Genomic DNA, 12734 nt, shown 5'->3' with positions numbered 1-12734 from the left:
TCACCCCAGGAGGGCCACATGACGGCCATCATCGATAAGCTTCTTGTCAGAACCCTGGGCGCACTGGTGCTCTGCACCTCTGCGCTGGCGGCTCGGGCAGCCCCTACGCTCTCGACGCCAGTGACCGGCGTGCCCGGGCACTCCGTTGATGTCGTGTTTGACATCGACTTCGGGGCCCTCACGCAAATGAGCAGCTTCCAGTTTTCGCTCGATTGGGATCCATCGCTGCTCTCGCTGACGGGTGCGAGCGAGACCGAGGGCGGAGCCCCCTTTGATGCCCTTGCCCAGCTGAGCAGCTACGGCATCTTGTCCACGGCGCAGCCGGGAAGCCCGCAGCTGACCGCCACTTGGTTTGCGCTTGATCCCGTGACGTTCAACCCGTTGCCGCCGCTCGCGCTGACTGGCGTCGTGGCTGTCGATTTCACCTTCGATCTCGCGCCGGGATTCCCGGCGGGCGTCAGCAGCCCGGTGACGCTGGCGCTCGGCTGGGCGGACGAAACCGGATTCCAGCCTACGGCACCCCAGGTCCAGACAACGACTTCCGTCTCTATCGCCAGCATTCCCGAGGCTCCCGTGCAGGGGCTCACGCTGACGGCCTTGTGGCTGCTGTTCTGGTCGCGCACGCGGCTGCGCCCACGCCGGGGGTAACGCCAATGCCTCGCAAGACGCTTGCCGCCGCGGCAAATGTTGCGCACCCGGGGCCGGTCACCGAGGGCGCCGAGATCCCGCCGCATGCGGATCTCTGGTCACAGCTCAGCAGCGCCAAGAGTGCGGCACAGCTTTGCACGGCCTGGCTTGCCCTGTTCTGTGAGTGGGTGGGGGGGGCGCGTTGTGGTCTGGTATTGCTGCGCGAGACCGGTGATTCCGAGCGCTTCGCCCCGGCAGCGGTCTGGCCGAGTACTGGGGTCGACCTCTCGGTCCTGGTCGACGTGGCGCAATCCGCACTCTCCGAGGGCCGCGGCGTGACACGACCTGCGGAGGGGGCTGTGCAATGCGCCTACCCGCTGACCGTCGGTAGCGCGAGCTTCGGTGTCGTCGCAATCCAGCTGACGGCGCGCGGCGACGCGGCGCTGAGCCAGGCGATGCGCTTGCTGCACTGGGGAGCGGGCTGGCTCGCTGCACTGCCGGATCAGCGCGAGCTCGCCGAGCGCGGGCAAAGGCTCGAACGCCTCGCCCTCCTGCAGGACCTGTTGCTGGGCATGCTCGCCGAGCAGCGCTCGGACGATGTGGCCCGCTGGGTCGTGAATCACCTGGCGCAGTCCCTGCCCTGCCGGACGGCAATGCTCGGGCTCGTGCGGCCAGGTCCGCGCGGCCGCCTGCGCCTCGCGATGGTCTCTGGCAGCGCCGGGTTCGACCGAACCGCAAACGTGCTGGCACGCGGCAGCGAGGCCATGCGCGCGGCCCTTGCCAATGAACGACCGCTGCGCGGCGCCTCGGACACGTCGAGCAACGAACAGGCCGACCCCGTGGTCCGCGAGTACTGCCGCGAGGCCGGCTCCCGCGCCGCCCTGGTCCTGCCGCTCTCGACCCCGTCCGGCCCGGTCGGCGCACTGCTGCTCGACTTTGATCGGGAGATTGACGCTGATCTGGTTCAGTTCACGATGGCCGTCGCCGCCGCAGCCGCGCCCTGCCTGGGCGCCCAGCTGGGGGCGCGGCGGTCGATCGGAGCGCACCTGCTCGACAGCGCGGCTTCGACCGCACGCATGATGGCCGGACCTCGACACCCCGGACTCAAATTGCTGGGGGGCTTGACGCTGCTCGGCCTCGCACTGGCCGCTGTACTGCCCGTTGACGACCGCGTCAGTGCACCCGCAACGGTCGAAGGCCGGGTCCAGCGATCAGCGGTCGCGCCCTTCGATGGCTATGTGATCGAAGCGCCGATGAAGCCAGGCGACTCAGTGCGCCGGGGTGACATCCTCGCCCGTATGGATGATCGCGACCTGCAGTTGGAAGAGTCGCGATCACGTGCCGCCGCCGAGGTAGCCGAACGCAAGCTGCAGGAGGCCCTGGCACGCGGCGAAGCCGTGGCTGTGCGTGTCGCCGAGGCCGAGCGCGACGAAGCTGGGGCCGCACACGACTTGGCGCAGGATCGGCTCGCCCGAGCGGTGATCACGTCGCCTTTGGACGGCTTGATCGTCAAGGGTGATCTGTCGCAGCAGATCGGCGCACCAGTCGAGCAGGGCAAAGTGTTATTCGAAGTCGCACCGACAAGCGGATGGCGCGTGGTGCTGCATGTCGACGAGCGCGACGTGGCCAGGGTGACCCAGGGCATGACCGGGGAGGTCGTCTTCGTCGGCCTGCCTGGCGAGCGCTTCTCGATTCGGGTCAGCAAGGTGTCACCGGTGGCCCAGGCCGAGGAGGGCCGCAACGCGTTCCGCGTCGAGGCGGATGTCTCGCAACGCACCGCGGGCGTCCTGCCCGGCATGGAGGGCGTCGGGCGCGTCATCACCGGGCGACGCAGCCTGCTGTGGGTGGCCCTGCACCGCCTGATCGACGGTGTGCGTTTTGGTGCGTGGAGTTGGGGCTTATGAGCAACGTCACGCCCCCGCTGCCCGAGGCCGGCCATTGGCATCGAGCCCAGGCGCTGTCGCCACGGCTGCGCGATCACATTCGTGCGCATGTCATCGAATACCGCGGCCAGCCTTGGTGCGTGCTCGAGGATCGCCTGAATGGACGCTACCACCGGTTCGATCAGCGCGCGGGCCGCGTGATCGGCCGCCTGGACGGCCACCGATCACTCCACGAGGTCTGGCACGGGCTGTTGGCGGAGGACGAGGAAGCTCCGAGCCAGGACGAGTTGCTGCAGTTGCTGGGTCAATTGCATGCATTGGATTTGCTGGGCAGTGACGGGCTACCGGATCTGGACGAACAGGCCCGGCGCCGGCGTGTACAAGCCGCGCAGCGACGCTGGCAGCGGTACATGAATCCGCTGTCGATGCGCTGGTCGCTGGTCGATCCCGATCGCTTCCTCGATCGCCTGACCCGGGGCCTCTCGCCCGGCCTGGGTCGAAACGCTGCACTGCTGTGGATCGCGTGGGTGGCTCCCGCGTTTGGGCTGGCGCTGTTGCACTGGACGGAGCTAAGCCGGAATTTCGTCGAGCGCAGCCTGGCCCTCGACAGTCTGCTGCTGATGGGCCTGATCTACCCGCTGTTGAAACTGCTGCACGAGATCGGGCATGGCGTCGCCTGCAAGCTTCGCGGCGGGGCCGTGCACGAGATGGGGCTGATGTTCCTGCTCTTCGTACCGGTGCCGTACGTCGACACGTCCAGCGCTTGGGTGTTTGCGCGCCGGCGCGATCGCGTGCTGGTTGGCGCCGCAGGCATCACAGTGGAGCTCGTGATCGGTGCGGCCGCGTTTTATCTATGGCTCTGGATGGAACCGGGCCTCGCCAAGGCGATTGCGTACGACGTCGCAGTACTTGCGAGCGTCGGAACCGTGATCTTGAATGCCAACCCGCTGATGCGCTACGACGGCTATTTCATCCTGGCGGATGCGCTGGCCATCCCGAACCTTGCACAGCGCTCGACCCGCTACTGGGGTTGGCTGTTCGAGCGCATCGTGTTGCAGCGTGCCTCAACATCGCCGGTCCGCGCAGCGGGCGAGGCCCCTTGGTTCGTGGCCTATGCGCCTCTCTCGTTCGCGTACCGGCTGGTCGTGACCTCGTCGATCGCGCTCTACGTATCCGTCCGGTATCCGACCGTCGGCACCTTCATTGCAATATGGAGCGTGGGGGCGAATATCGGGCTGCCTCTGTGGCGCGGCACGGTGGCCCTGCGAAATATGCTTGGCGAGAGCCGCGTTCCAGGCCTGCACTGGCGGCTGTCTGCGGCAGCACTGGCTCTGGTCGCTGTGCTTGCGGTACCGCTGCCCCATCACACGCAGGCCGAAGGCGTGCTGTGGCTGCCTGACCGCGCTCTGCTGCGGGCCCCTCAAGCGGGCTTCATCGTCGGCGTGCACGATGCGGATGCCTCATGGGTTGAGGCTGGACAACGAGTCGTGACTCTGGCCGACCCCGCGCTCGCCGCGCATGCGCAACAGCTTCAGGCCCGCGAGGAGGGCGCGCGCGCACGCTACCAGGCCACCTTGCTGATCGATCCGGTTCGGGCCGAACCTTTACGCAGTGCACTCGTCAGCCAGATGGCCCAGAACAGGGATGCCCTGGATCGCGTCGCGGCGCTCAACGTGCGCACACAGACGGCGGGCCGGCTCTCGCTGAGCGCTGGCGACGACCTGCTCGGGCGCCGTGTCCGGCAGGGTGAAATCCTGGGGTATGTGATCCCGGACCAGGCGCCGCTTGCGCGCGTGGTCGTTGATCAGTCCGAGGCGGAATTCGTGCGCGACGACGCACGGCATGTCGAACTGCGTCTCGCGGCCGAGCCGGGACGCTCCTGGTCGGCCAGGATTGTTCGCGCCCTGCCCTCGGCATCGAACGATCTGCCGAGTGCAGCTCTGGGACGTTCAAGCGGTGGCGATTCGCCGACCGATCCGCGTGCCGGCGACGGCCGCCGCTCATTGCTGTCCCACTTCGAGTACGAGCTGGCTCTGCCAGCAGCGTTCCCCTATCGCTTCGTCGGCAGCCGCGTGAGCGTTCGCTTCGAGCACCGGTGGCGCCCGCTGGCCTGGCGTCTGTGGCACGGCCTTCGCGTGCTATTCCTGTCGGAGTTCAAGGCATGACGGGCGACACGATTGCAGATGAACTGCGCGGAGGGTGGCCCCCCCCTGGCATCGAGCTGGCGCGGACACCGTTCCCCGAACGGCGTGCGAACCAAGAGGCGACTCTGGATCGATGGGCGCGATCCTGGGCAACGCGTCTCCCGAGGTGGCCCGGCAAGGACAAGGAGATCGCAGCGCGGCTGAACTCGGAAATCGCGAGCCTCAATCGGTGGAGCGACGATGCGCTGCGAGCTGTTGCACATGCCGCCGCCGGTCCTGCCTTCAGGCACGGCGATGCCGCCAACGTCGCAGCGACCTCGACCGCGCTGGCCGCCACCTGTGTCGCCGCGCACCGCGTGCTCGGTTGGACGCCGCATCCACCACAGCGCGATGCAGCGGTTTGTCTGTTGCGGGGCCGTCTGGTCGAGTTGGACACCGGCGAGGGCAAAACTCTGGCTGCGGCCCTGGCGGCATGCGTGTCGGCCATGGCCGGCGTGCCAACGCATGTGGTGACAGTCAACGATTACCTGGCCGAGCGAGATGCACGCGCGATGCAACCTCTCTTCGACTACTTCGGTCTTGGGGTTGGGCTCGTTCATGCCGGCGTCCCGCAGGCGCAGCGTCCGTCGGCGTATTCGCAGCCGATCACCTATTGCACGAACAAGGAGCTCGTGTTCGATTACCTCCGGGATCGAATGTCGGTGCGCGAGGCGCGCAGCCCAGCGCAACTGGCCATGCAGCCTTACTGGCGGTCGTCGGCGAGCGGAAACCTCGTGCGCCTACGGGGACTTCATTTCGCAATCGTCGACGAGGCTGACAGCGTCCTGATTGACGAAGGACGCACACCCATGGTCATCGCGTCAGCAATGGACCCGGCGGCCAACGATTCGATCTACCGCGACTTGCTCGACTTGGCCGCGGGCATGCGCCACGGCGAGGAATTCAGGCATCGAACCGCAACGCGCGAGATCCAGCTGACCGACATCGGTCGGGAACGACTGCATGACCATGCCCATGAAGCAGTCCAGAGCGCGTCGGACGAGGTCAAGCCGGTCTGGGCCCTACCCTGGGCACGCGAGCGGATCATGAGCCAGGCCTTGCGAGCTCTGCACCTGCTGCATCGCGACCGGCACTACATCGTGCGCGAGGGCCGGGTCGTCATCGTCGACGAGTCGACGGGCCGCTTGCTGCCAGATCGCAGCTGGGAGCAGGGGTTGCATCAGCTCGTCGAAACCAAGGAAGGCCTGACCCCGAGCGGGACGAACAACACCCTAGCCCGAATCACCAGCCAGCGCTTCTTCACGCGGTATTTGCGACTGGCCGGCATGAGCGGAACTCTGCGCGAAGTCGCCCCGGAACTCCGTACAAGCTACGGGCTGCAGACCGAACGGGTGGCGCCGAACCGGCCATGCCGTCGCCGGACGCTGCCGCCCCAGCTCTGGCCGGATTGCGCGTCGAGAAACGCCGCAGTCGTGCGCGAAATTCGGCTGCGGCTTGCCGCGGGGCAGGCGGTGCTGGTCGGAACCGCCTCCATCGCCTCGTCGCGCACATTGAGTCAGGCGCTGGAGACCGCCGAAATCGCCCACCGCGTGTTGGACGCATTGAACGACGCCAATGAAGCCGAACTGGTCGCTCGGGCTGGGCGCCGCGGCGCCGTCACGGTCTGCACCGACATGGCCGGACGTGGCACCGACATCGCGCTGGAGCCGGCCGTTGTCGAGTCCGGCGGCTTGCACGTGGTGCTGACCGAATGGCACGAGTCCAAGCGCATCGACCGCCAGCTCTTAGGGCGTTGCGCGCGCCAGGGAGATCCGGGATCGTGCCGATCGATCACGTCACTGGAGGACGAGCAGGTCGGAATGCATGCCCCCCGCGAGGCCGCCTGGGTCCGCAGGATTTGGCCCATCGGCCCCTCACCCCAACCGGTCGTCGGCTGGTTGCGCCGAATCACCCAGCACCGAGCACAGCGCGCCGCTGAGCGCCAGCGCAGCCTCACGGTGAAGCAGGATCAACAACTGCTGGCACTGCTGGCTTTCACGGGAGTCGCGGAATGAACAAGTCTCCATCGCCCGCAACGCAAAAGATTCCAGATGCCGGCCGCCAGCTGCGGTTGCCGGTGCTCGCGCTGGCCACGATGGTTGGCCTGGCCACACCGATGGGCGCAGCGAACGCCGCCGCACGCATGGGCGATTTTGATTGTCTGCTGGAACCTTCACTGACGTTGGAGATTCGCAGTCCAGTCACCGCCCTGATCGAGCGCGTCCACGCGGAGCGTGGCGGCATCGTCCGGCACGGCACCCCCCTGGTGACCCTGGTCTCGAGCGTCGAGCGCGCAGCAGTGGACCTGGCCCGGTTCAAAGCACAGATGGAGGGGCCGCTCAAGTCCGCGACGAGTCGGATGGAGTTTGCGTCGAACAAGCTGCGAAGGCGAACCGACCTGGCTCAGAGCAACTACATCTCGGTCCAGGATCGTGACGACGCAGCCAGCGAATATGCGATAGCTCAGGCCGACGCGGTCATTGCCAATGAGGCCCGCATAGTCGCGAAACTCGAGCTGGCCTATGCCGCGGCGCAGCTCGGTCAACGGTTCATGCAAAGCCCGATCGACGGCGTCGTCGTCGATCAGGTCTTGCATGCAGGGGAGCTTGCGGAGGTCGGCGAAAACAAGCCCTACATCCTCAAGCTGGCGCAAGTCAACCCGCTCCGCGTGAAGCTCCTGCTGTCAGCGTCCCTCTACCCCAAGGTAAAGATCGGCATGCGTGGCGACGTCTTCGTAGAACAGCCGGCGCAGGATCTGCGCAACGCAGTCGTAACCCAGGTCGACAAGGTCATCGACGCAGCCAGTGGAACGTTTCAGGTGCATATGGACGTGCCGAACCCGACCGACGCACTGATTGGGGGCCTCCGCTGCCGCGCAAGCCTTAAGGGACTCTGATTCACTTTTCTGGAACATCGGCATGTCGCGATCGCCCGACCCCCACGATCAACGCGCACAAACCGACAAGCGACAACGCCCAGGTGGCGGGTTCCGGTACCGCCGCACCCGTCGGCACGAAGGATTGCGCATAGTTGCCCCCCGACTCGGAACTGACCGTGTAGCCGGCCTGCGGCGTGCCGTTGATCGACACGCTGTCGATGCCCGACCAATACAGCGAATGGTCCAAGCCGAACGAGGCGTAGGGCGTGCCTGAACCGATGTAGTACTGACCTACGGCGAAGCCTTTCAGCGAGATTTGAAGCAGGGTTGCAGACCCAGTCTGCAGAAACACAGTCTGGCGATAAGTACCGAAGGGGTCGCCCACGTACCCCTTGGTCTGTGCATAGGGGCCGTTGCCAAACAAATAGCCCGACTTTCCGATTTCGCCGTTTCCCAGATCGGTCACCAACTGCCACGAATCGTAGGCCGAGCCTTGATCATTGGCCGCCAGCTTGCCGGCAAGCGAGACCGAGTACGTCGTCAGACCTGCGAAATCCATTTCGGCGCGGGTTCGCGGTCGGGACTGCACGGCGAGCAGCTCGTGGTCATGCTGGACTGAGCAGCGACCAACGTTGTTGAGCAGCTTTGGCGCCGAAGAGGCCGCCCGCAGCGCCGACGCCTCGTAGCGGTCGAGCAGCCGCAGCAGCGCCGCGGTGATGGAGCCCAGGTTCTCGCCTCGCTCGGCGGCCTTCGCCAGCAGCTTCGAAGCAGCCGGCGCCGCGCAAGAGACCGGTCGACACCGCGGTGTCAGCGCGCACGGCGTTCGTACTGCTCCAGCGCGTCGACGTGCCCCGGGGTCCTCGATCTGCACGCCCGCGTCGTAGCTGCACGCGTGGCTGGCAATATCGGCGCCATCGAACACCCGCACGCGCGTCTCGTCGGCGCGCACGGCGAAGGTGCGCCGCGCATGGCCGAGCGCCTTCAGTGCGCCGCAGCTTGCGGTGCGTGCAGCCGCGCCGCGAGTCGCTCCAACGGTTGGCGGTACTGGGGCCCCAAGTCGGTCTGGCGGGCATGTACCGCGCGCGCTTCGGCAAGCAACGCGGCGGCGCGCTCGCGAGCACCCATGTCCAGCTCGCAGGACGCAAGCGCGATCTGCACATCGGCCAGCAGCGGGCTGAGCTGTGGGTCGAGGGCGGCCTTGGCAATGTCCAGCGCCCGCTGAAGTACGGGCATTGCCAGCGGGCAGCGCGACAGCGCCGCCAATGCCTTGCCTTCGACCAGGGCTGCGCGCAACTCTTCGAACCGACGGTATTCACGCTGTGGGTCGGCAGCAAGACGGGCGCTCACCGCATGGGCTTGTTCGAGGGCCGCCGCCGCATCGCCCGATGCAAGCGCGACCTCGGCCGCCGCCGTTGTTGCGAGCAGCCACGAATCGGGCAGCTTCTCGGCCGTCGGCGGCGTGACGGAAAACTGATCAAGCCATGTGCGCGCCTCGTCCACGCGGCCCTCGGCCAGCAGCAACCTGGCACGGGTGCTCACGTAGGCGTTCAGCACGCCCGGGGCCATGGCGCTATTGGTTCGGCTGGCGGCGGCCTCATCAAGCGCTTCGTGCGCCTTGGCGAAATGCCCGAGCTGCAGATTCACTCGCGCCAGCGTGGTCAGCCATTGAGCGCGCAGTTGGGGCGCGTATCCCGGCTGATGGAGCAAGGGCTCTATCGCACGCGATGCTTCCTCCAGGCGGCCATAGCCGTCCTCGGCACTGCCTAGAAACGCCACCGTGACCGCATATTCCCACTCCGCCACCCGGACGCGGCGCGCGCGCAACTGAGCATCCTCGAGCACCTCGATGGCTTGCGCAGGCCGCCCAGTCAAGCGCAGGAATTCGCCCAGTCGCCTTTCGGTCTGTAGGCTGTCCCGGGAGTCGTCACCCGCATAGCGGCGAGCGTCGGCAAAGGCCTGTCGATAGCTGGCCTCCGCCGCGGCAGGCTGCTGCGCTTGATACTGTGCCTCCGCCAGATAGGCCCCGAGCCGCGCGGCGTACAAAGCCCTAAGTTCAACTTGCGTGCGGCTCAGCGCCAAGGCCTCTTCCAGTACCGCGATCGACTGCGCGGAGTGGCCGACCCTGCCTTCGAGGGAGCCCTGCGCCATCAGCGACTCGATAAGCTCCTCGGGATTGTGCAGTCCGCGCAACTGGGTCACGGCGTGCCGTGCGAGTTCGAGCGCCCGGGGCTTGTCGCTCGTTTCCAGCAGGTTGGACTGGCGCCGCAGCAGCACCGCGCTGACCACCGGGTCGACGTCGCGGCGCTGATCGACGATCGCGACCGCCTCGCTCAGCAGGCTGGCCGCCCGCGCGCGGTCGTCGGACCGCACCCTGTCTGCGAGATCAGACAGCGTCGCCACCAGACGCGCGTCGCCGGGCGCGTACAGCTTTCGCTCCAAGGCGAGCTTGCGCTCCAGGGCGTGCGCCGACGACGCCTGGAGCTGGAAGTCCGTGTACATGCGGGAGATGATGTCGAGCACCCTCAGCTTGGCTTGGGGCGCCGTATCGAGGCTGGCGTCTATGCGCTGCGCCGCGAGGTCGAGCAGCTGGCGCGCCGTCGCTTCGCGCGCCTTGACCGGGTCGGCTTGCCGCTGCGAGTTGGGCTTGAGCATGTCCTCTAGGAAGCCCTGCACCGCACGCGCTGTTTCGGCCTGCTCACGCGCGACGCTGGCCTGCCAAAGCGCAACGGCCGAGGTTGCGGTCAGGACCGTCGCCGCCAGCAAGCCCGAGCCCATGGCCCAGCGATGGCGGGCGATGAACTTTTTCGCCACGTACCAGGCGCCCTCGGGCCGAGCCAGCACCGGCTTGCCCGCGAGGAAGCGCGCCAGGTCCGCGCCCAGGGCTTCGGCGCTTGGATAGCGCCGTGGGACGTCATGGGCCAGCGCCGTCAGGATGATCGTGTCAAGGTCGCCGTGCAGCGCGCGTGCCAACTGTCTGGCCGTCATGCCGAGAGCCGCCGCGGCGCCCTGCGTGACCACAGCACTCGGCCGCGACACGTTGATGGACTGCAGCGCCTGGGCGAGCGATACGCCCTCTGGCCGCAGCAGTCGGTAGGGCCGGACCCCTGCCAACAACTCATAGAGCAGCACGCCCAGCGAGTAGACGTCGCTCGCCGTGCCCAAGGGCTTACCCAGGATCTGCTCGGGCGACGCGTAGTCGGGCGTCAGCGCTTGACCTGCGTCGAGTGTCAGCTCGCTCGCTGCACCCTGACCTTCGACCATGAGCTTGGCGAGTCCGAAGTCAAGTAGCCGCACCTGAGCCTGTGTATCGACCAGCACATTCGACGGCTTCAGGTCGCGATGCAGCACCAGATGCGCATGCGCGTGCTGAACCGCGTCAAGCACCTGCATGAACAGCCCGATCCGCTCGCGCAGCCCGAGCCGCCGCAGGTCGCAGGCCTCGGTGATCGCCTGACCATCGACGTACTCGAGCGCGATGTAAGGCTGGCCATCGGCACTCACGCCGGCGTCGTAAAGCCGGGCGATGTGCGGATGGGCCAGCGACGCGAGGATATCGCGCTCGCGCTCCAAACGCTCAGAAAAGGTGCAGGTCGCGAGTCCCGGATGCGGGAGCTTCAGCGCCACGGGCCGCTTCAGCAGGCCGTCATGCCGTTCGGCCAGCCAGACGCTGCCCATGCCACCGCGCCCGATCTCGCGCAAAAGGCGGTAGGGGCCAACGCTGGGGCCAGGCGCTGCGATTGGATCGATAGGGTCTTCAGCGAGGGAGACGCGCGGCAGTGTCTCCAAGAAATTCCGCGTCTGCATCTCCGAGTGATCGGCCAGCAGGCGCTCCAGCAGGGGCCGCAGCTCAAGCTGCCCGGGCTCAAGGCCATCGAGCCAGCAGGCGCGCGCGGGTGCCGGCAGATCCAGTCCCTGGTCGAAGAGGACCGACAGCACGGGCCAGTTGGCGGCGTCCAGCCTCATGGCGGGCCAGGGCGCAGACGGCAGGGCATCGCCGCCCCTGCAGGGGTGCTACTTGAGTGCGCCATAGAGCAGCGTGCGCGCCTTGTCCCAGTCACGACGCACCGTACGATCAGTGACACCCAGAGCGTCCGCAATTTCCTCCTCGCTGAGACCGGCAAAGAACCGCATCTCGACTACCTGCGTCAAGCGCGGATCGAGCGTGGCCAGTTCGTCCAACGCCTCATGGACGCGCACGACCTGCATGTCGTCGTGCGCGAGCGAGGCCGCCAACTCCTCGTCGAGTTCGACATGCACGGCGACGCCACCGCGCCGCTGGGCATGGCGCTTGCGCAACTCGTCGACGATGATGGAACGCATCACGCTGGCTGCGAAGGCGAAAAACTTGCCACGGCCACCGAAGTCGAGTTCACGCGCGTTCAGGAAGCGCAGGTAGGACTCGTGTACAAGCGACGTGGTATCCAGCAGTGTGATGGTCTCACTCCTGCGCAAACGTGACCGAGCGAGCTCTCGCAAATCCTGGTAGAGCAACGCGAACAGCGAATCGCGTGCGCTCGTGTCGCCCGTGTTGACGCGCCTCAACAATTCGGTGATTTCGCTCATCAAGTCACCATTTGCCAAACTAGCCTATCAGCATGGGTCGCTTGCGCAAAGCGACGTCAAGGAATTGCTGCACCGCCGTCCGCACCGACGCGAATCTGAGCCACCGACCTAACAACGAGCTGAGGATGGGGGCAGGGAGCAGGAACCCGCCGGGCGGGGATGAGTTTAGGTTGGTTGGCTTTCGCAGTTTCGGGGCTACCGGCAGCGAGGCTGCCAACATGCAGCCCGCACTTGCCCGCCGCCTAGGCGCCGAAACCTCCGCGAGCCTGAAGCTATGATCTCCTCACGTTGGTGCTCGCAGCGGCTATTCGGCCAATGCAGTGAAACGGGAATCAGGAAGACGCGTTCCGTCGGAACAGATCCAACCTGAGCTGCCCCCGCAACGGTAAGCGAACGAAGCCTTGGCTTCGTCGTGTGCAGGACACCCACTGCGAGCGTGATGCTCGTGGGAAGGGGGCACGCGAGATGTTCGCCAGCCCGGAGACCGGCCAACGAGGTGGGTGTGCGGCGTCGAAGACGCGGCATGCCTTTGTGCGGACTCCTGCGGGGAAGCAGGCGGCCGTTCGGTCTGGTGAGTTTCCTGATGAATATGTTTGCGGC

Annotated in this window: 8 protein-coding genes and 1 riboswitch; of the genes, 5 read left to right on the top strand and 3 right to left on the bottom strand. The window is 66.7% G+C overall.

Annotated features, from left to right (window positions below):
- Positions 1-18: 18 nt before the first annotated feature.
- From EV671_RS17160 to EV671_RS17140, 5 genes are read left to right on the top strand one after another with little or no spacing between them, the layout of a single operon-like run.
- Positions 19-648 carry a hypothetical protein gene (locus EV671_RS17160; protein ID WP_132573948.1) on the top strand — a complete coding sequence of 210 codons (630 nt, stop codon included), beginning with the start codon at positions 19-21 and terminating at the stop codon, positions 646-648.
- Positions 649-653: 5 nt separating this feature from the next.
- Entirely contained in the window at positions 654-2531 is a 1878-nt protein-coding gene (locus tag EV671_RS17155) for an RND family efflux transporter (RefSeq protein WP_132573946.1), read from the top strand.
- Positions 2528-4675 carry a hypothetical protein gene (locus tag EV671_RS17150; RefSeq protein ID WP_132573944.1) on the top strand — a complete coding sequence of 716 codons (2148 nt, stop codon included), beginning with the start codon at positions 2528-2530 and terminating at the stop codon, positions 4673-4675. Before EV671_RS17155 ends, EV671_RS17150 begins: the two co-directional genes overlap by 4 nt.
- On the top strand, positions 4672-6708 hold the full coding sequence (locus EV671_RS17145; protein ID WP_132573942.1) for a preprotein translocase subunit SecA: 2037 nt from the start codon (positions 4672-4674) through the stop codon (positions 6706-6708). The genes EV671_RS17150 and EV671_RS17145 overlap by 4 nt, the downstream gene beginning before the upstream one ends.
- Entirely contained in the window at positions 6705-7589 is an 885-nt protein-coding gene (locus tag EV671_RS17140; RefSeq protein ID WP_132573940.1) for an efflux RND transporter periplasmic adaptor subunit, read from the top strand. Before EV671_RS17145 ends, EV671_RS17140 begins: the two co-directional genes overlap by 4 nt.
- Before the next feature lies 1 nt (position 7590).
- Here the strand turns inward: EV671_RS17140 and EV671_RS17135 are convergent, their stop codons facing one another.
- The 3 genes from EV671_RS17135 to EV671_RS17125 are packed head-to-tail and all read right to left on the bottom strand — an operon-like array spanning position 7591 to position 12134.
- The gene (locus EV671_RS17135; protein WP_132573938.1) at positions 7591-8499 is read right to left on the bottom strand and encodes a PEP-CTERM sorting domain-containing protein; all 909 of its coding nucleotides are present in this window, start codon (positions 8497-8499) and stop codon (positions 7591-7593) included.
- 53 nt (positions 8500-8552) lie between these two features.
- Positions 8553-11534 carry a serine/threonine-protein kinase gene (locus EV671_RS17130; protein WP_132573936.1) on the bottom strand — a complete coding sequence of 994 codons (2982 nt, stop codon included), beginning with the start codon at positions 11532-11534 and terminating at the stop codon, positions 8553-8555.
- 48 nt (positions 11535-11582) lie between these two features.
- Complete coding sequence (locus EV671_RS17125; RefSeq protein WP_132573934.1) at positions 11583-12134, bottom strand: ECF-type sigma factor; 552 nt, start codon at positions 12132-12134, stop codon at positions 11583-11585.
- A 272-nt stretch (positions 12135-12406) separates the two neighbouring features.
- Positions 12407-12641: riboswitch (cobalamin riboswitch) on the top strand.
- Positions 12642-12734 lie beyond the last annotated feature (93 nt).

It is taken from the genome of Roseateles saccharophilus, assembly GCF_004342485.1.
Taxonomy (GTDB): domain Bacteria; phylum Pseudomonadota; class Gammaproteobacteria; order Burkholderiales; family Burkholderiaceae_C; genus Pelomonas; species Pelomonas saccharophila.
Note: the sequence above shows the minus strand (reverse complement) of the source record. Positions and strands in the feature narration are given on the sequence as shown.